Annotated in this window: 21 protein-coding genes; 5 read left to right on the forward strand and 16 right to left on the reverse strand. The window is 69.5% G+C overall.

Going from position 1 to position 16,965, the window contains the following annotated elements:
• Positions 1–98: 98 nt before the first annotated feature.
• From AC1RRF_RS16735 to AC1RRF_RS16770, 8 genes are all read right to left on the reverse strand, one after another.
• The gene (locus AC1RRF_RS16735; protein ID WP_492836590.1) at positions 99–1,658 is read right to left on the reverse strand and encodes a CpaE/TadZ family protein; all 1,560 of its coding nucleotides are present in this window, start codon (positions 1,656–1,658) and stop codon (positions 99–101) included.
• Positions 1,659–1,664: 6 nt separating this feature from the next.
• Positions 1,665–2,327 (reverse strand): CpaD family pilus assembly protein, encoded by a 663-nt coding sequence (locus AC1RRF_RS16740; RefSeq protein WP_492836592.1) that lies wholly within the window; start codon positions 2,325–2,327, stop codon positions 1,665–1,667.
• An 11-nt stretch (positions 2,328–2,338) separates the two neighbouring features.
• A complete protein-coding gene (locus tag AC1RRF_RS16745; RefSeq protein WP_492836594.1) occupies positions 2,339–3,754 on the reverse strand; it encodes a type II and III secretion system protein family protein in 1,416 nt (471 codons plus the stop codon).
• Positions 3,755–3,762: 8 nt separating this feature from the next.
• Positions 3,763–4,686, reverse strand: coding sequence for a Flp pilus assembly protein CpaB (gene cpaB / locus AC1RRF_RS16750; RefSeq protein ID WP_492836596.1), 924 nt, complete (start codon positions 4,684–4,686; stop codon positions 3,763–3,765).
• Between the two features lie 114 nt (positions 4,687–4,800).
• Entirely contained in the window at positions 4,801–5,313 is a 513-nt protein-coding gene (locus AC1RRF_RS16755) for an A24 family peptidase (RefSeq protein ID WP_492836598.1), read from the reverse strand.
• A 101-nt stretch (positions 5,314–5,414) separates the two neighbouring features.
• Positions 5,415–5,594 carry a Flp family type IVb pilin gene (locus AC1RRF_RS16760; RefSeq protein WP_291833203.1) on the reverse strand — a complete coding sequence of 60 codons (180 nt, stop codon included), beginning with the start codon at positions 5,592–5,594 and terminating at the stop codon, positions 5,415–5,417.
• Positions 5,595–5,828: 234 nt separating this feature from the next.
• Entirely contained in the window at positions 5,829–6,008 is a 180-nt protein-coding gene (locus tag AC1RRF_RS16765) for a Flp family type IVb pilin (protein ID WP_492836601.1), read from the reverse strand.
• 228 nt (positions 6,009–6,236) lie between these two features.
• Positions 6,237–6,416, reverse strand: coding sequence for a Flp family type IVb pilin (locus tag AC1RRF_RS16770; protein ID WP_481622401.1), 180 nt, complete (start codon positions 6,414–6,416; stop codon positions 6,237–6,239).
• 292 nt (positions 6,417–6,708) lie between these two features.
• On the opposite strand from AC1RRF_RS16770, the gene AC1RRF_RS16775 reads away from it, so the two are divergent.
• The 3 genes from AC1RRF_RS16775 to AC1RRF_RS16785 are packed head-to-tail and all read left to right on the forward strand — an operon-like array spanning position 6,709 to position 8,213.
• Entirely contained in the window at positions 6,709–7,128 is a 420-nt protein-coding gene (locus tag AC1RRF_RS16775) for a pilus assembly protein N-terminal domain-containing protein (RefSeq protein WP_492836603.1), read from the forward strand.
• Between the two features lie 6 nt (positions 7,129–7,134).
• On the forward strand, positions 7,135–7,683 hold the full coding sequence (locus AC1RRF_RS16780) for a TadE/TadG family type IV pilus assembly protein (protein WP_492836605.1): 549 nt from the start codon (positions 7,135–7,137) through the stop codon (positions 7,681–7,683).
• Positions 7,680–8,213, forward strand: a complete 534-nt coding sequence (locus AC1RRF_RS16785; protein WP_492836607.1) for a TadE/TadG family type IV pilus assembly protein — start codon at positions 7,680–7,682, stop codon at positions 8,211–8,213. Before AC1RRF_RS16780 ends, AC1RRF_RS16785 begins: the two co-directional genes overlap by 4 nt.
• A 9-nt stretch (positions 8,214–8,222) precedes the next feature.
• Here AC1RRF_RS16785 and AC1RRF_RS16790 read toward each other — a convergent pair whose 3' ends face one another.
• The 5 genes from AC1RRF_RS16790 to AC1RRF_RS16810 are packed head-to-tail and all read right to left on the reverse strand — an operon-like array spanning position 8,223 to position 11,827.
• Positions 8,223–9,506: an anthranilate synthase component I family protein gene (locus tag AC1RRF_RS16790; protein ID WP_492836608.1), complete on the reverse strand. Its 1,284-nt coding sequence runs from the start codon at positions 9,504–9,506 to the stop codon at positions 8,223–8,225.
• Positions 9,503–10,282 carry a tyrosine-protein phosphatase gene (locus AC1RRF_RS16795; RefSeq protein ID WP_492836610.1) on the reverse strand — a complete coding sequence of 260 codons (780 nt, stop codon included), beginning with the start codon at positions 10,280–10,282 and terminating at the stop codon, positions 9,503–9,505. The genes AC1RRF_RS16790 and AC1RRF_RS16795 overlap by 4 nt, the downstream gene beginning before the upstream one ends.
• A 31-nt stretch (positions 10,283–10,313) precedes the next feature.
• The gene (locus AC1RRF_RS16800; protein ID WP_492836612.1) at positions 10,314–10,616 is read right to left on the reverse strand and encodes a winged helix-turn-helix domain-containing protein; all 303 of its coding nucleotides are present in this window, start codon (positions 10,614–10,616) and stop codon (positions 10,314–10,316) included.
• Between the two features lie 3 nt (positions 10,617–10,619).
• Positions 10,620–11,243, reverse strand: a complete 624-nt coding sequence (locus AC1RRF_RS16805; RefSeq protein ID WP_492836614.1) for a hypothetical protein — start codon at positions 11,241–11,243, stop codon at positions 10,620–10,622.
• Positions 11,244–11,257: 14 nt separating this feature from the next.
• A complete protein-coding gene (locus AC1RRF_RS16810; RefSeq protein WP_492836616.1) occupies positions 11,258–11,827 on the reverse strand; it encodes a hypothetical protein in 570 nt (189 codons plus the stop codon).
• 122 nt (positions 11,828–11,949) lie between these two features.
• Here AC1RRF_RS16810 and AC1RRF_RS16815 point away from each other — a divergent pair, with 122 nt between their 5' ends.
• Positions 11,950–12,693 (forward strand): SAM-dependent methyltransferase, encoded by a 744-nt coding sequence (locus AC1RRF_RS16815; RefSeq protein ID WP_492836617.1) that lies wholly within the window; start codon positions 11,950–11,952, stop codon positions 12,691–12,693.
• On the opposite strand, the gene AC1RRF_RS16820 is transcribed toward AC1RRF_RS16815, so the two are convergent.
• Both AC1RRF_RS16820 and AC1RRF_RS16825 read right to left on the reverse strand, forming a co-directional pair.
• Complete coding sequence (locus AC1RRF_RS16820; RefSeq protein WP_492836619.1) at positions 12,690–13,067, reverse strand: Rieske (2Fe-2S) protein; 378 nt, start codon at positions 13,065–13,067, stop codon at positions 12,690–12,692. The two genes, AC1RRF_RS16815 and AC1RRF_RS16820, sit on opposite strands and share 4 nt — an antisense overlap.
• The gene (locus tag AC1RRF_RS16825) at positions 13,067–14,065 is read right to left on the reverse strand and encodes an NAD(P)H-dependent glycerol-3-phosphate dehydrogenase (RefSeq protein WP_492836621.1); all 999 of its coding nucleotides are present in this window, start codon (positions 14,063–14,065) and stop codon (positions 13,067–13,069) included. The genes AC1RRF_RS16820 and AC1RRF_RS16825 overlap by 1 nt, the downstream gene beginning before the upstream one ends.
• A gap of 153 nt (positions 14,066–14,218) precedes the next feature.
• Between AC1RRF_RS16825 and AC1RRF_RS16830 the strand changes: the two genes are divergently transcribed.
• Positions 14,219–15,802, forward strand: coding sequence for a hypothetical protein (locus AC1RRF_RS16830; protein WP_492836623.1), 1,584 nt, complete (start codon positions 14,219–14,221; stop codon positions 15,800–15,802).
• Here AC1RRF_RS16830 and tsaD read toward each other — a convergent pair.
• On the reverse strand, positions 15,799–16,929 hold the full coding sequence (gene tsaD, locus AC1RRF_RS16835) for a tRNA (adenosine(37)-N6)-threonylcarbamoyltransferase complex transferase subunit TsaD (RefSeq protein WP_492836625.1): 1,131 nt from the start codon (positions 16,927–16,929) through the stop codon (positions 15,799–15,801). The two genes, AC1RRF_RS16830 and tsaD, sit on opposite strands and share 4 nt — an antisense overlap.
• Between the last annotated feature and the right edge of the window lie 36 nt (positions 16,930–16,965).

Raw genomic sequence — 16,965 nt, forward strand, 5'->3', positions numbered from 1 at the left:
GGCGAGGCTTGCACAGGCGCGGGCTGGACCGCGGCGGCCGGACGCATCGCCGCCGGGGCGGGCGTTCCGGGCTGACCTGTACGCTTGCCGAACACGCTCTAGGTCTTCTTCTTGAACAGGCCGGAGAACATCGACTTGCCGCCCGCGCTCTTGGCCGACTTGGGACCGGCCAGCAACGGGATTTCCCGGCGCGAGACGATCTGGGCCAGGGTCTGGAAGGCCTCGGCGGCCTTGGACTTGGCCCCGGCGTCCAGGATCATCTGGCCGTTGTTGGCCGCGGCGCCGAAGGTCTTGGCGTCGAAGGGAATGATCAGGCTGGGATGGATGCCCAGGGCGTTGCCGAATTCCTTGGCCGGGATCTCGGGGCGACCGGGAACGCCAACCTGGTTGAGGACCAGGCGCGGCGGGGCGTCGTTGGGACGGCCCTGTTTGATCAGGTCGATCATGTTCTTGGCGTTGCGCAGGGAGGCCAGGTCCGGGGTCGCGACGACCACCACCTCGTCGGCGCTGATCAGGGTGCGGCGCATCCACGACGACCAGACGTGCGGCAGGTCCAGCACGACGAAGGGCGCGGTCGAACGGATCTGGGTCGTCACCTCCTCGAAGGCGTCCGGGCTGATCTCCCAGTCGACGTCCAGGGTGGCGGGCGCGGCGAACAGGCTCAGCTTGTCGGTGCAGCGGACCATCATCCGGTCCAGCAGGACAGGGTCCAGACGGTCGGGCTGGGTCAGGGCGTCGGCGACGCCGTTCAGCGGGTCCTGATTGAAGTCCAGACCGGCGGTGCCGAAGGGCAGATCGTAGTCGACGATGACCGTATTGGCGCCGATCCGCTCCGACATGGCGTAGGCGGTGTTGTGCGCCACCGAGCTGGAGCCCGCGCCGCCCCGCGCGCCGACGAAGGCGATCGAACGGCCGACGAAGGGTTGAGCCGGGTCAGCGAACAGGCCGCCGATGGCCGCGATGAGTTGCAACGGCTGCAGCGGGGCGACCAGGTACTCGCTGACGCCGCGGCGCATCAGCTCGCGGAACAGCAGGATGTCGTTGGTGGCGCCGACGACGATGACCTTGGTGCCGGCGTCGCAGACCTCGGCCAGCTGATCGACTTCCCACAGCAGGGTCTGGGGGTCCTTCAGGCATTCGACCACGATCAGCGGCGGGGTCGGCTCGTGCTGATAGGCCTCGACGGCGGCGGCGACGCCTCCGACCCGGATCTGGGTCGTGGCGCGTGACAGGCGGCGGTCCTGCCCGGCCCGTTCGGCGGCGGCCAGGGTGTCCTGCCGCTCGGCGAAGACGTGGATGGCGATGCGCGGGACCGAGACCTCGGCGGTGTGGCCGGCGCTGACGGGAGGCGAGAAGGCGGCCTGGGCTCCGGCGACCAGCTCGCCGACGGGGTTGAAGTCGCCGCCGGTCAGGACCGGTTCCGGCAAGGGCGGTCGCGGCGCCTGGGACTGGGGCGCCTGGACTGCCGGCGGCGTGAACTGCAGCGGCGGACGACGTCCGGCCTCATCGTCCATGATCATCGGCTCGCCGGGGAAGCCGCCGATCTCCGGCTCGACCGCCGGCGCACCCGAAGCCCCCTGGGCGACGTAGCCCATGTCGAGGTCGAACTCGTCGTCCTCGAAGTCGTTGAAAGCGTTGGGGGCGAAGGCGTTGCTCATTGGAGTTTATTCCACGGCCTGGGCGATCGCGCCCTCGACCAGGGTTTCCTGCGGCGCCGAGGCCAGTTCGCCCTTGCGGTATTTGTCGAACACGATGGCGGCGCGGCCCGGATCGGTCGGCGTCATGGCGCGGGCGCCCAGGATGTCGCGCGGATCGGCGATCTGAGCGGCGATGTTGGCGTTGATGGCGCAGCCCAGCCCGACCGACGGCTGATTCGAGAAGCGGCCGCTCATGTTGCGTGGCTCGGCGGCGCAGTTCGGGATCGCCGCGCGCACGGTTTCGAAGCCCGCCAGCACGGGCGCCCGGGGGTCCGGCGCATCGTAGCCGAGAACCTCGATGTTCTGGCCCGGGATGCCCGCGGCCTCGAGGGCCGAGCGGACGGCCCAGGTCTGGCGCGACGCGACGGGGTCGTCGCCGGACGGCGCCTGCACCCGAACACGCCCCATGCCGGTCGCGGCGTAACGGCCCGCCAGATCGTTCAGGGCGCTGATCTGGGTCGGCGACAGGCCTTCTTCGTGCACCGCCAGGGCGATGCGGTCGAGGCCGGGCTCGACGCGCAGCGAATAGCGCGACAGCGGATTCACCGGCGCCATATCGCCGGTGCCGCCGGTCGAGGCGCAGCCGGCCAGCAGGGCGGCGGCCGACAGGGACAGGAGCAGGGAGCGCATCACGGGGACCCTCATTCGATCACATAGCCGACCGGACCGGACCAGCCGGCTCCAGCGGCGACCACGGCGCCGCCGCGCGGCGCGTAGTGCTGGTCCAGCTGGCCGAACAGCAGGGTCTGGGCGTCATTGGCGATCTGTAGGCCGTCAGCGGGCGTCTGCATGGTCCCAGCGGCGGTCGGGGAGACAATGTAGGCCTCGATGATGATGACCAGCTCGGTCTCGCCGGAGATGTAGTCCCGCGACCGGAACAGAGCTCCCAGCACCGGCAGGTCGCCCAGCGCCGGCAAGGAGTCGATGTTCTGGCGAGTGTCCTCGCGCAGCAGGCCGGCGATCATCAGCGACCCGCCCGAGGGCAGTTCGACGGTGTTCGACGCGCGGCGCACGTTCAGGCCCGGAATGACCAGGGTGCGATCCGCGCCGGCGCCCAGGGTGAAGGCGCCGACCTGGGTCAGTTCGGAGACCTCGGTCGACAGCTGAAGCGAGATGCGCCCCGCCGACAGGACGATGGGACGCACCGCCAGACGCACGCCGTACGGCTTGAACTGGACGGTGATCTTGGTCGAGCTCTCGGTGGTCTCCTGGCCCACCGGGACCGGAAACTCGCCGCCCGCCAGGAATTCGGCGGCCTCGCCGTTGGCGGTGGTGATGTTCGGCTCGGCCAGGATGCGGACCAGGCCGGCGCGTTCGAAGGCGCGCAGGGCGGCGCTGGTGGTCGAGCCGTCGCCGGCGCTGTCGGCATAGCGGATGATGCCGCCGCCCAACTGGTTGCCGTTGACCGCGAAGGTGGCGCCCTGGGTCAGGGATAGCCCGTTGCCGACACTGGCCAGAACGGCCGTGGCGTCGAAGCCCAGCTGCTTGATGGCGGTGCGCTGCACCTCGACGATCCGGGCACGGACCATCACCTGGTCGGAGCCGGCGATGGTCATCATATTGATGACCTTCTCAGGCGCGGAAACGAAGGCGCGCGCTACCTGGCTGGCCCGGTCCGCCTCTCCGGGGCTGTAGACGGTGCCGGTCAGGATGACGCTGTCATTGACCGCTTCGGCGTGGACGCTGGCGTTCGGCATGACCCGATTCAGCGTGTCCTGAAGGGCCGAGGTCCCCGCGTCGACGCGAACGCGAAGCGACAGGATGGTCCGGCCGGCGCTGTCCAGCACGACCGCGTCGGTCTCGCCCGGCTGCAGGCCGATGATGGTGATGCGGCGCGGCGAGTGCAGCATGGCCTCGGCGACCAGCGGATTGGGCACGATCACGTCGCGGGCGTCGGCGGGCAGATCGACCGCCATGGACGACCCGCGCGGCAGGCTGATCAACTGCGACTGCGATCCCATGGCGACGGCGGCCCGGCTCTGCGCCCAGGCCGATGGGGTCGGCGCGGTGGCGACGACGGTAAGGCCCGCGAGCGCGATGGCGGCAAGGTGCTTCATGGGGCGTTTCATTGGACCACCACAACTTCAGGAGCGCCGCCGCGATAGACGCGCACCGCGGCGGACTGCCGGGTCGGCGTGGCGACGCGGCCGGACGGGCCGGCGGTGTCGGCATAGGAACGCAGGACCAGGCTCAGCTCGCCTTCGGACTTGGCCAGGGCCAGGGCCTCGGCGTCGCGGGGGCCGACCTCGAGCGTCGCGGTGGCGCCGATCACGGCCTGCTCGTCATCCCCGGCGCGGGTCGACTGGTCGATGGCCAGGACCTTGATGTTCTGCATCACGGTGGCCGAGGTGAATTTCGAGCGGTCGCCCTCGGACGCGCCGACATTCGACAGATTGGTCTCGCGGGTCAGGACCACGTCGACGCGGTCGCCCGGAAGGATGAAGCCGCCGGCGGCGGTCTCGACCGTCACCCGGATGGCCATGGCGCGCATGCCGGGCTCCAGATAGGCGGCCATGTAGCCGCTGTCGCCCGCGCGGACGATCTTGCGCATGACGATGGGCTCGCCCGCCAGAATGGGTTCGCGAACGACCGAGCCGATATAGTCGGCCTTGGCGCCGCCGGTGGCCAGGTTGGTCGCGGCGCGGGTCACCGAGGCGACCGCGCCGGCGGGCTTGTCGTCATCGGCCGCCTGGGCCGGAGCGGGCGTGGCGGCCGCGGGGATCGGCACCGTGCCGTCGGTGATGAAGACTGGATTGACCTCGTCGACCGGCCAGTCCTTCCAGACCATGTCGCCGTCGGTCAGGCGCTGGCCGGGCTGGAGGTCCTTGGCGGCGACCAGGACCTTGGCCATCGGCCGGGTTTCGACGGGCGCGGCGACGGCGACGGCCGTGGGCTGCCCCGAGGGCGAGCCCATGGCGCGAACCACCAGCGCCAGGCCGATAGCGGCCACGGCGGCGATGCAGATCACGATGATACGGGCAGGCTTCATCGACGGTCTCCGGCGGGCCTTCCCGGACGCGTGAATCGGTCCTTCGGCCCCCTACCGTTAACGACCATGCCGGGTGCGGGTTAACGCGGACCTAAGTCGCCCCCGGGGCACGCCCTAGCCGGCGCCGAAGAGCGCCATCAGGGTTGAAGCCGGATAGGCGAGAAGGGCCCCGGCGGCGATGGCGACGCCATACGGGATGTCCCCCTTGGGCTCCATCAGACTGACAACCCAACCGGGAGCGCCGACCAGATAGGGGCGCGAGTGGAAGCGGGCGAACAGCAGGGCCAGGCAGAACACGCCGCCCATCACCCCGGTCCACAGCAGGAACATGCCGGATCCCTCCAGACCCAGCCACAGGCAGGCGGCGGCCATCAGCTTGGCGTCGCCGCCGCCGATCCAGCGCAGAGCGAACATGCCCGCGCCGACCATCAGGGCGGCGAAGGCCACGCCGAGGTGGATCGCCAGGGTTGTCAGCGGCAGGCCGACGACAAAGGCCGCGGGGAAGAAGAAGACGATCAACAGCAGCGAGATCCAGTTCGGGATCTTCATGGTCGTGAGGTCCTTCAGGCCCGCGACGATGACGAGCGCGGGCATGACGCCGAGAAGGATCAGGGAGACGATATCCATGTCCGGTCTTGTGCCATCGACGCGGTTAAGACCACGTTTCCCAAACGAAAGGGCCGGAGCGTTTCCGCTCCGGCCCACCGTCTTGCAGTCCGAGGCGCGGATTAGGCGCCGGCGGTGCCGCCCATGCCGGTCACGACATCGTTGAACTTGGTCTTGATGGTCGTGCCCAGGGCGGTCACGGCCGAAATGATCACGACGGCGATGAGGGCGGCGATCAGGCCGTACTCAATGGCGGTGGCGCCCGACTCGTCGGACATGAATTTCGAAACGAACTTGGTCATCGGATTTCCCTTTTCCCGCTTGGAGATCGACTGTTGAGGCAGTCGGGGAAAGCCGGTCGCCCGCCTTGCCCCCTGAACGAGGGAAAGACTGTACGGCTCAGGTTAAGCTTGGGCGTACAAAACTGTTTACTGTGTCGTTTACCGTACACAGCGCCCGACGGGTCGCCGGACAAGCAAAAGGGCCGGGGCGTTTCCGCCCCGGCCCTTCGCCGGTTTCAAGACGTCGCGTCGGCCTTAGGCGCCGGCGGTGCCGCCCATGCCGGTCACGACCGAGTTGAACTTGGTCTTGATGGTCGTGCCCAGCGCGGTCACAGCCGAAATGATCACGACGGCGATGAGGGCGGCGATCAGGCCGTACTCGATGGCGGTGGCGCCCGACTCGTCGGACATGAACTGCGAAACGAACTTGGTCATCGGATTTCCCTTCCCCTGCGGGGTGGACTGGTTGCCGGGGAAGCCGGTTTCCCGTCTTGCCCCCTTTGTACTGAGGAGATGATGCGCGAACCGCATTAAGCCTGCGCGTACGAACATGTTTACTGACGCGTTTACCTGAACGACCCGTCCGGAGCCGTTCCGATAGCAGAAGGGCCGGGGCGTTTTCCGCCCCGGCCCCTCGCCAGTTTCAAGACGTTTCGTCGGGCCTTAGGCGCCGGCGGTGCCGCCCATGCCGGTCACGACGGCGTTGAACTTGGTCTTGATGGTCGTGCCCAGGGCGGTCACGGCCGAAATGATCACGACGGCGATGAGGGCGGCGATCAGGCCGTACTCAATGGCGGTGGCGCCCGACTCGTCGGACATGAACTGCGAAACGAACTTGGTCATGGCTTTGATCCTTTTGGATAGAGGTGTTGCGAGCTAACTGACGAGGGGGGAGCCGGCAGCCCGCTTGACCCCCAAAACGCAGGATGGTTATCGCCCATATCGGTTAAGGCCCGGTCTTCGCTCTTGGTTACTGTCGAGTTTACTCTAAAAATCTGCGGATACGCTCACTGAGGCCAGATGGGGACCGCCCTTCTGGAGTCCCCCCCGCCGCCATTTCAGACTTTCTTGAGGATTGCCGACGCACTGTCCGGCTTACGCTCACGCGCGCGCCCGTTCATTGGAAGACGTCGCCATGATCCACCCGATCCGCCTTGCCGCCATTGTCGCCGCCGCCGCCGTCCTGGCCGCGCCGGCGATCGTCGCGGCCCAGTCCGCCAGCCTGAACGTCGAGATCGATCAGGCGCGGCGGGTGCAGCTGCGCGGCGCGGCCGGCTCGGTCATCGTCGGCAACCCCCAGATCGCGGACGTGACCGTGGTCGATTCCAACACCCTCTATATTACGGGCAAGGGATACGGCGTGACCGAGGTCATCGCCGTCGATCCGATCGGCCGCACCGTCTTCCAGAGCCAGGTGGTCGTCACCTCGGGCGACGGCGGCGGTCGGGTGCGCGTGTGGCGCGGCGGTCAGGCGACGGAGATGGCCTGCGCCAGCTCGTGCTCGCCCTCGGTGCGTGGGACCTCCGGTTCCACCGCCGAAGCTCCGACGCCCTAAGGCCCGGTGGCGGAGATCAGATCTTCCGGAACGGAGCCGGCCCGCCGTCCACGGCATGGACCTTCGCGCGCCCGCGAAGGCTCGGCGGCGGTCGAGTTCGCCATGGTCGCCCTCCCCTTCTGCCTGATGATGTTCGCCATCCTCGAGCTGGGCCTGGTGTTCGTCACCGACTCCGTGCTGGAGAACGCCACCATCGAACAGGGCCGCCTGATCCGCACCGGCCAGGCCAAGGACAGGGGCATGACCGCCGCTCAGTTCAAATCGGGCGTCTGTGCGCGGATGAGCATCTTCGCCGCCGACTGCCCTGACCGGCTGACCGTGGACGTGCGGGTCATCCCCCAGTTCAACACCGCGCCGCCCGATCCCATGGCCGGCGGGACCTTCAGTGAATCCGGCCTGACCTATGCGAACGGCCAGCCCGGCGACCTGGTGCTGGTGCGCTCCTGGTACAAGGTGCCCCTGTTGACCACCTTCATGGCCCAGGGCCTGTCGCGGCTGAAGGACGGCACCGTACGGATGACCGCGACCACCGCCTTCCGGAACGAACCCGCATGACCCGGTCCCTGTTCAGACGACTGGCCGGCGACGAACGAGGCATTTCGGCGGTGGAGTTCGCCCTGTTGGCGCCCGTGCTCATCGCCTTCTATCTGGGCCTGTCCGAGTTCTGTCAGGGCTATATGGCCCAGAAGCGGATGGGCCACGTTTCCGCCGCGGTCGCCGATCTGGTCGCGCAGGAAGAAACCGTCACCACGAGCAATCTGGACGACATCTTCGGCATCGGCGGCCTGATCATGAAGCCGTTCTCGACCACGACGCTGAAGCAGCGGGTCACCAGCGTCACGCGCACCGGCAACCTGGTGAAGGTCGACTGGAGCCGCGGTTCCGGCCTGACCGCCCTGGTCAAGGGCTCCCAGGTGACCATCCCCGCGGACCTGCTGACCGATGGCCAGAGTCTGATCATCTCCGAGGCGACCTTCGACTATGACTCGCCCGCCGACTATCTGATGCCGAACATCACCAAATTCTCGCACACCTACTATTTGCGGCCGCGCGTCAGCGACAAGACGCTCTGCTCGAACTGCTAGAGCGCTAGCCTAGCCGCCCGTCAGGGCCTCGCGCAGGGCGCGGATCTTGGCCTCGGTCTCGGCCAGTTCGGCCGTCGGGTCGCTGTCGGCCACGATGCCCGCCCCGGCGAGAGTCCGGAACCGCCACTCTCCTGACGTCCGCTCGAACGCCGCGGTGCGGATCAGCACCGAGGCCGTCAGCCGTCCGTCCGCGATGTGAAACAGGCTGCCGCACCAGGGGCCGCGTGGTGGCTCGTGGCCCGCGATGACCTTCATGGCCTGATGCTTGGGCGCACCGGTGATCGAGCCGGGCGGGAAGGTCGCCTCCAGCAGATCCGCCGGGCCGACATCCGGCTGCGCCCGCGCCGTCACCGTCGAGACCAGGTGATGCACGGTGGCCAGCCGCTCGACCTCGAACAGCCGCTCGACCGCGACCGAACCGGGCACGGCGGCGCGAGCCAGGTCGTTGCGCATCAGATCGACGATCATCAGGTTCTCCGCCCGATCCTTGGCGCTGGCCTGCAGTTCGTCAGCGAGGACGGCGTCGCGGACGGGGTCCGGGTCCCGCGGGCGGGTGCCCTTGATCGGTCGGGTCTCGATGCGGTCGCCGTCCAGGGTCAGGAACAACTCGGGCGAGTTGGAAACGATCGCCCGATCGCCCAGCCGCCAGAAGGCGCCATAGGCCGAAGCCCGCCCCGCCAGCCGCAGGAGCACATCGAACGGATCAGCATCGGGATGCAGCGCGCCGGTCCAGGCCCGGGCGATATTGGCCTGGAACAGCTCGCCCTCGCCGATGCGAGCGACCACGTCGGCGACCGCGGCCTCATAAGCGTCGGCCGGCGCCTCGGGGTTCAGGCGGTCGGCGGGCGGCGGCGGGGTGACCGGCTCCGCCGCGGCGGCGAACCAAGCCTGGGCGACCCCGGCGGCGATCCCGGCGGTTTCGGCGTCCGCACCGCGCCCAACGGCGAGGACGCTGCGGTCCCGATGATCGAAGACAAGCATCGATGGATAGCGGGCCAGCATCAGGTCGGGCCAGATCGAAGGGCGCGGTCCGGTGGCGGGACGGGCGCCGGCGTCATAGGCCAGCAGGCCGACCACGCCCTCGTCGAAGTCCGGATCCCGCAGGCGATCCAGCCCGGCCTCGACCGGTTCGATGATCACCCGGTCCGGATCGGCGGCGACGAAGGACCAGCGGCCCAGCGGCCCGCCGTCGGACAGCAGGGCCAGCGCCCCATCGCGATGGCGCAGTCCGGCGGCGGCGGCGAGCGGCTCGCGCCACGGCAGGGGCCGCCGCTCGATGGCCCGGAAGGTCACGCCGACAGCCGCTCGCCGATACGGTCACGCAAGGCGGCGTCCACGCCCAACGCCTGTTCCAGATAGGCGTCGAGCGATCCGTGGCGGTCCTCGATCCCGGCGAAGGCGGTCTCCAGATAGACCGGCTCGACGCCGAGAAAGGCGATGACGGCGTCGTGGGCGGGGGCCCGGCCGGTCATCTTCTCCAGCTGGCGCGCCACCTTGGGGGCCATGCCCTCCAGATCCACGGCGGTGTTGGTCAGCATGTAGTCGGCGATCAGGTCATCGTGGTGGACGCCGAGCAGATGGTGGGTCAAGGCCGCCAGCGTGCCGGTCCGGTCCTTGCCCGCCGCGCAATGAATCAGGACCGCGCCGTCGCCTTCGCCGAGCGCCCGGAAATAGCGGGCGAACAGGTCAAGGTGGGCGGGCTCGTACGGCAGGGTGCGATAGACGCCGGTCATGAAGGTCCTGCCCGCGTCGACGGTCAGGTCCGAGGTCTTCAGGAAGGTGATGTGCGGGGCCTCGCCGTCAGGACCCAGGTCGCTGTCCAGCACCTGACCGGCCCAACCGGCCGGCCGTTTCGAGGGCTGGTCGCGGCGCTCGCCGGAGCGGCGCAGATCGACGATCGTGCCGATGCCCAGACCGCCGAGCCGCTCCAGGTCCGCGTCCGAGACCCGCGCCTGATGGGCCGAACGGAACAGGCGACCGCGCGCGATCCGGCGGCCCGCGGCGGTGTCGTAATCACCGTAGTCGCGGAAATTGTCGAGAGCGTCGAAGCGGTGGATGCGGTCCGTCATCCGTTCCGTCTAACCCCTGACACGGGTCGCGTCACGCCTTCCCGACAAGGCCCTGCATGGCGTCGAGATAGGCCACGAAGGCCTTGCGGCCGGCGGGCGTCATCGAGGCCTCGGTCAGGGGCTTACGTCCCTCGAACCGCTTGTTGACCGCGACGAAGCCGGCGTCCTCGAGCTTGCGCAGGTGGACGGACAGATTGCCGTCCGTCGTCTGCAGCCGGGTCTTCAGGGTGTTGAAGTCGGCGCTGTCGACTCCGGCCAGCACCGCCATGATGCCCAGCCGGACCCGTCCATGGATGATGTCGTCGATCCGGTTGATGTCGAACTCGTCAGCCATGGATCAGGCCGACTTCGACTGGCGCATCAGCAGGAAGCCCGGCAGGGCCATCAGCAGGAACAGGGCGGCGGCGTAGGCCAGATAGATCGCGGCCGAACCGGCGAACAGGCCCATGACCGGGGCGGACAGGAAGGAGCCGACCGCCAGCAGCAACAGCGGGCGGGACCTGAGCATGGCGGCGGTGACGGCCCAGCCCATCCCGTAGAAGACCATGACGATCGATGGCACCAGCCAGAACATCATGCTGTCCTGGTTCGCCCCCAGACGGGCGCTGACCATGGTCATGGAGGCGAAGAGGGCGAAGATCCCCCAGCCGACCGCCGACCAGATCGTGCCGATGGCGCGCTGGGCGCCGGTGCGGACGCCCCCGGCCCGGCGCAGACGGATGCTTATGGTGAAGCAGACCACCAGGAAGATGCCGGTGGCGATCAGCCACTCGATCCCGGCGGCGGCGTACTGAGGCAGGATCAGCCCCGTCATATGGGCCCAGTGCACCAGGCTGGTGACGCCGTAGATCAGGCCGGCGGCCAGCAGGATCGAGGCGCCGCGCATGGGGCCGGTCCCGTTCTCCTCGGCCAGCTGGCGCAGCCAGGCGATGTCGGCGGGGGCGTTGTCTGAGTCGGTCATGAGGGTCATTTCTTTCAGGCCTTGCGGCCGGACGCCAGCCAGGCGCCGGGGATGAGGACGAAGGCGAACAGAGCGACGGCGTAGACGAGATACTGTTGCGGCGTTCCCAGCACGGAGACGGCGCCGCCGACGGCGCACACGGCGCCGAGCGCCGGAGCCATCATCCAGCCGCGACGGCCGCGAACGGCGGCGGTGGTCCAGGCCACGGCGTAGAGGCCAATGCCGACGGGCGTCATCCAGAACATGGTGGTGAAGTCCTGCCGGACGAACGAGACGGCCAGCAGGGTCAGGGCCGCGCCGATCATGGCGGCGATGCCGAAGCGGGACCAGACGGCGGCGCGGCGCCCGTTGTCCCCGCCGATGCGGCGCAGGCGGGCCAGGGCGAACAGGAAGACGCCCACCGTGATCGGCCAGCTCAACGAAAGGACCGCGGGATGAAGATGCAGCAGGCCGCTCTGAACGCCGTACTGGAACAGGTTGGACAGGCCGAAGGCTGTCCCGGCGAGGGCCAGCACGCGCCCTGCTGCGACGGCGAGCGTCGGCGAGACCTGATCGGGGGACGGTGCGAGGACGGCGGCGGTCATGAGGGAGGAAGTCCGGTTGCGATGGGGCCGGTGTAGATGATGTGCTTTGAAATGTAAAGTACTTCATTTGCGCCGAGAAGTGAGCGCTTGCCCACCCCTTCTCTCCGCGACACAACGGCCTGATGAGCACCAGCTACAATCGCATCGCCTATGAGGCGCTGGAGGTCTGCAACGGCGTGACCATGGCCACTGTCGAAGGCGCCGTGGCGCGGACGGGATCGGCGACCGGCGCGCTGGCCGCCGATGTCGGGACCGGCAACGCCGGGGTGGCGATCCGGATAGCGCAGGCCTTCGGTCTGGAGGTCACGGCGATCGAGTACGACCCGGTGATGGCCGGTCTGGCGCGGGAGCGGATCGCCGTCGCCGGGCTGGACGACCGGGTTCATCTGGCCGTAGGCGCGGCGGCGGATGTGCTGGCGACCCTGCCCCCGCTCGATCTTATCACCGCCCTGGGAACCACCAACGTCAACGGCGAGGGCCGGCCGACGCCCGAGGCCGGCTTCGCCTTCCTGAAGACCCGGCTGAAGCCGGGCGGCTGGCTGCTGTGGGGCGATCTGGTCTGGGTCGCCGAACCACCCGCCCCCCTGCGCCAGATCGCCGAAGCGACCAATCAGTATGCGGATGATGCGGGATGGAAGAGCGCCGCCGAGGTGGCCGGGTTCGAGATCGTCTGGTCCGAAGTCTCGCCGCAAGCCGTGTTCGACGCCTATGCGGCGGCGGCCGACAAGGCCGCGCGCGACTGGCTGGCGGCCCATCCGGCCGCGCCGGAGACCGCGACCGTGCAGGCCGTCGCGGACCGGGTGAAGATGGTGCTGGAGTTCGGCCGACCGTTCATCGGCTTCGGCCTGTACCTGCTGCGCGCCTAGGCCGTCCGGATGATCCCGTTCACGGCCTGAACCGGCCACGGGGTCAGTCGCCCGCCTGCGCAGGGACCGCCGGTGCATTCACCGGTCAGGGGCTCGAACACCGCCCCGTGCCAACCGCACAGGATCAGGGACCCGTCCGGCGTCAGATAGCGGTCCAGCTCGATCGCCAGCGGAAAGCCCTGGTGCGGGCAGCGGTCGACATAGCCCGCGACCTGGCCGTCCTTGCGCACCACGAAGCCGTGGAAGAAGGCCTCGCCGATCTGCAGCACGAAGGCGCGCGAGCCGGGGTCGGCGATGTCGGTTTCGGCGCAAAGGGCCACATTCGGCGGCGTCTTCCAGACCCGCTTGCGTTCGGCTTGAGAGGCGTCTGTCACTAGTCGCGCTCGACCTTCAGCGGGCGGGACAGCAGATTGTCGATGACCTCGTCCACCGTGGTCTCGCCGTTGAGCAGGGCGGCGACGGCGAGTGAAATGGGCATGTCGACGCCCATCCTGGTCGCCAGTTCGCGTACGGCGGGCGCGCTCTCATAGCCCTCGGCGACCGACCGTTTGCCGGCCAGCGCCTGTTCGACGGTCTGGCCCTGCCCCAGGGCGAGGCCCAGGCTCATGTTGCGCGACTGCGGACTGGAGCAGGTCAGGACCAGATCCCCGAGACCGCACAGGCCCGCGACGGTCTCGGCCTGCCCGCCCAGCGCCACGCCAAGGCGGGTCATCTCGGCGAAGCCGCGGGTGATGATGGCGGCATGGGCGCTGCGGCCCAGACCCTTGCCCTCGCTCATGCCGCAGGCGATGGCCAGCACGTTCTTGATCGCCCCGCCGACCTCGGCGCCGATCAGGTCCGTCGCCAGATAGGGGCGGAAGCCGGGGGCCGACAGGGTCAGCATCAGTTCCTCACCCAAGGCTTCATCGGCACAGGCCAGGGTGACGGCGCTGGGCAGGCCGCGCGCGACCTCGCCGGCGAAGCTGGGGCCCGACAGGACGGCGGCCGGGGCGGCGGGAATCGTCTCGGCCAGGACGTCGGTCATCAGCTTCAGCGAGCCGCGCTCGATGCCCTTGGAGCACAGCACGATCGGCACGCCGGGCCGATGGTGGGCGGCGAAGGCGGCCAGGGTCGAGCGCATGTGCTGGGCGGGCGGCACGGCGAGGATGACGTCGCAGGAGGCCAGGTCGGCCAGTTCGGTCGTGACCGAGATGTGGTCGTCCAGGGTCACGCCGGGCAGGAAGGCCTCGTTGATCCGGCGCTCGCGGATGCTTTCGACCACGTCCGGCTCGCGCGCCTGCAGCAGCACGTCCAGCCCGGCCCAGCCCGCGACCTGGGCCAGGGCCGTGCCCCAGGCGCCGGCGCCGATCACCCCTGCGGTGCGAAATTCCATAAAGCCCACCGTATGTATTCAACGCCCTCTATGGGACGAGAGGTCTCCAGTTGCCAAGCCGGGACCGCGTGCTGGATGGCCAAAGCTTCATTTGCCCGGTCCCCGGCGCCCTGCCAAAGCTGGCGAATGGACAGGCGGGCGCAAGGGATCAGGATGCGGAAACGTCATGCGGCGGGATTCGGCGCCATGGCCGCCTGCGCCATGGCGATCCTTGCGCCGCCGGCCCTCGCCCAGGACGTGACCCTGACGCCGACCCCGGACGGGGTCTTGGCCCACTATCGGCTGACGGCGCCGACGGGGCGGTTCGAGTTCGCCGATCCGGGAGTCGCGCGGAACGACTGGAGTCCGCAGAGCGAGGGGATCGAACTGGACGCCGCGGGCGTGACCGCCGCGACGCCCGGCGCCGAATTCTCGCTCCTGCTGCGTCCCGACAGCACGGAGGATGGGCGCGGCTATATCGCCCTGGTGCGCGTCGGCGAGGGCTATGTGCTCTACGCCCCGGCGCTGAAGGGCGCGGGCCAGTCGCCGACCCTGGCCGCCACTGCCCCCGAAGGCTGGACGCTGACACCCGCCAACAGGGCTGACGGCTATGTCTACCTCGGCCCATCATCGGCCGTCCGACGCCTGCCCTCCGGCGCCTTGGCGATCGCGGCGGACGATCTGCCGCCGGCTTTGCGCGACACGGTCTTCGGCGCTTTCGACGACGCCATCGGCTTCTTTTCCGCGCGCTTCGGGCCGCCGCCGACGCCGCCGGCCCTCTCCGCCACGATCCAGGGCGCGGGTCCGATGAGCTTCCGCGGCGACGTGACCGACACCGGGCTCATCTCGGCCCGCTTCAATGGCGCATCCTGGGCCGCGCCGGACGCCGACGCGCTCGAGCCGGTGGCCCCCTTCGCCTTCCATGAGACCGCTCACCTCTGGAACAGCCACCACGCTCGCCCCGCCGAAGGGACGCCGTGGCTGCACGAGGGCGGAGCCGAGTACATGGCATTGGTCGGCGCCGTCACCACCGGCCGCATGACGGAGGCGAAGGCGCGCGAGAGCCTGTCAGAGCGTCTGACCGGCTGTCGGCGGCGGGTCGCAGCGCGTCCGTCCGCCGCCGAGCGGATGGCCTCGGGCTCGGCGGTCTACGACTGCGGCGTGGTGATCCAGTGGCTGGCCGACATGGATCTGCGCCGTATCTCCCGCGCGCCCCTGTCGGTGTTCGACGTCTGGAAGACCCTGATCGATCGGGCGGATCAGACCCCGGAATACGGTCCGACCGACTTTCTGACCGCCCTTGGCCCCGCGTCGGCGGCGGCTCTGCTGTTCGACGCTCCGGCCGAGAGCCGCTGGACCGAGATCGAGGCGCGCCTGACCGGTTTCGGGGTGCGTTGGGAGAACCGGCCGTCGGACCAGAATCTCGTCGTCGCGACCCTCTCGCATCTGAATGCCCAGGCCTGCACGGCGGGCGGTTCCACCGGCTTCTACATCCGCGAGGGTTATGTCCAGCTGGCCAATGAAGGGGCGTGCGGACCGCTGACCGGCGAGATTCCGTTGAAGGCGATCGAGGGTGTCGACCCGCTGGCCGCCGCTTCGGCGGCGTTCGCGGCGGTGCAGGCGCGGTGCGCCGCGAGCGAGCCGGTCCGCCTGGTCCGGCGCGACAACGACGCGGTCATCCAGGCGCCTTGCGGCAAGCCGCTGGCGCCCCCGATCGCCTATGCGATCACCGAGGCGCCCGCACTGACCCTGAACTAGGCCTTGGCGCCCTTGCGGCCCGGCTTGTGGGCCGGATCGGCGAGCGCCTTCTGTTCGTCCAGCGGCCAGCGCGGCCGGGCGGCGGTGTCGATGTCCGACGTCAGCCCCTTCTGCAGCCGTTCCGCGCCGGCCAGGGCGATCATGGCCGCGTTGTCGGTGCAGTAGGCCATGGGCGGGGCGAGGAAGGCGAAGCCGTTCTTCGCCGCCACCGCTTCGAGCGTGGACCGGATCGTCCGGTTGGCCGCGACGCCGCCCGCCACCACGAACAGACGATGCTCATGCAGGTCCGCGTACTCCTTCAGCGCCCGATCCGAGCGCTCGGCGAGCTGGCGGGCGATGGCGGTCTGGACGGCATCGGCGAGGTCGGCCTTGTCCTGTTCGGTCTCGCAGGTCGCGGCGAGGCGTGAGGCGGCGGTCTTCAGGCCCGAAAAGGAGAAGTCGCAGTCCTTTCGGCCCAGCAGGGCGCGCGGCAGATCGAAGCGGGCCCCGTCGCCCTTCCCGGCCAGGTTCTCCAGCGCCGGACCGCCCGGATAGCCGAGGCCCAGCGCCTTGGCGATCTTGTCGAAAGCTTCGCCGGCCGCATCGTCGATGGTCGTGCCCAGACGGGTCATGTCGCCGACGCCGCGCACCTCCAGCAGTTGGCAATGGCCGCCCGAGACCAGCAGCAGCAGGAAGGGATAGGCCACCGGCTCGCCCAGCCGGGCGGAGACCGCATGGCCCTCCAGGTGATTGACCGCGATCAGCGGCAGGTCGCGGGCCAGGGCCACGGCCTTGCCGTAGCTCAGGCCCACCATGACTCCGCCGACGAGGCCCGGCCCGGCCGTGGCGGCGACGCCGTCCAGCTGGCCGTAGTCCAGCCCGGCCTCGGCCATCGCGCGGCGCGCGACCCCGTCGATCATCTCGACATGGCTGCGGGCCGCGATCTCGGGCACGACGCCGCCATAGGCCGCATGGTCGTCGATCTGGCTGTGCACGACCGAGGACAGGACCGTCGCCACGCCGTCCGGCGCCAGGCGCACCACCGAAGCGGCGGTCTCGTCGCAGCTGGTCTCCAGACCCAGCACGACGAGGTCTGCAGCGGGGGCTTCGGTTGCCCGGCCCTTTTCACTGCTATAGTCGGCGGCCATCATCATGGGGTCGAGGTAGCGACCCCGTCGGACCCG

The organism is Brevundimonas sp. GW821-FHT12C05 (assembly GCF_058807475.1).

Coding starts and splice junctions, on each gene's coding strand:
- AC1RRF_RS16765 (WP_492836601.1), bottom strand. CDS start 6,008: ATGACCAAGTTCGTTTCGCAGTTCATGTCCGACGAGTCGGGCGCCACC.
- tsaD (WP_492836625.1), bottom strand. CDS start 16,929: ATGGCCGCCGACTATAGCAGTGAAAAGGGCCGGGCAACCGAAGCCCCC.
- AC1RRF_RS16740 (WP_492836592.1), bottom strand. CDS start 2,327: ATGCGCTCCCTGCTCCTGTCCCTGTCGGCCGCCGCCCTGCTGGCCGGC.
- AC1RRF_RS16805 (WP_492836614.1), bottom strand. CDS start 11,243: ATGACCGACTCAGACAACGCCCCCGCCGACATCGCCTGGCTGCGCCAG.
- AC1RRF_RS16800 (WP_492836612.1), bottom strand. CDS start 10,616: ATGGCTGACGAGTTCGACATCAACCGGATCGACGACATCATCCATGGA.
- AC1RRF_RS16770 (WP_481622401.1), bottom strand. CDS start 6,416: ATGACCAAGTTCGTTTCGCAGTTCATGTCCGACGAGTCGGGCGCCACC.
- AC1RRF_RS16785 (WP_492836607.1), top strand. CDS start 7,680: ATGACCCGGTCCCTGTTCAGACGACTGGCCGGCGACGAACGAGGCATT.
- AC1RRF_RS16745 (WP_492836594.1), bottom strand. CDS start 3,754: ATGAAGCACCTTGCCGCCATCGCGCTCGCGGGCCTTACCGTCGTCGCC.
- AC1RRF_RS16795 (WP_492836610.1), bottom strand. CDS start 10,282: ATGACGGACCGCATCCACCGCTTCGACGCTCTCGACAATTTCCGCGAC.
- AC1RRF_RS16810 (WP_492836616.1), bottom strand. CDS start 11,827: ATGACCGCCGCCGTCCTCGCACCGTCCCCCGATCAGGTCTCGCCGACG.
- AC1RRF_RS16755 (WP_492836598.1), bottom strand. CDS start 5,313: ATGGATATCGTCTCCCTGATCCTTCTCGGCGTCATGCCCGCGCTCGTC.
- AC1RRF_RS16775 (WP_492836603.1), top strand. CDS start 6,709: ATGATCCACCCGATCCGCCTTGCCGCCATTGTCGCCGCCGCCGCCGTC.
- AC1RRF_RS16760 (WP_291833203.1), bottom strand. CDS start 5,594: ATGACCAAGTTCGTTTCGAAATTCATGTCCGACGAGTCGGGCGCCACC.
- AC1RRF_RS16830 (WP_492836623.1), top strand. CDS start 14,219: ATGCGGAAACGTCATGCGGCGGGATTCGGCGCCATGGCCGCCTGCGCC.
- cpaB (WP_492836596.1), bottom strand. CDS start 4,686: ATGAAGCCTGCCCGTATCATCGTGATCTGCATCGCCGCCGTGGCCGCT.
- AC1RRF_RS16815 (WP_492836617.1), top strand. CDS start 11,950: ATGAGCACCAGCTACAATCGCATCGCCTATGAGGCGCTGGAGGTCTGC.
- AC1RRF_RS16735 (WP_492836590.1), bottom strand. CDS start 1,658: ATGAGCAACGCCTTCGCCCCCAACGCTTTCAACGACTTCGAGGACGAC.
- AC1RRF_RS16825 (WP_492836621.1), bottom strand. CDS start 14,065: ATGGAATTTCGCACCGCAGGGGTGATCGGCGCCGGCGCCTGGGGCACG.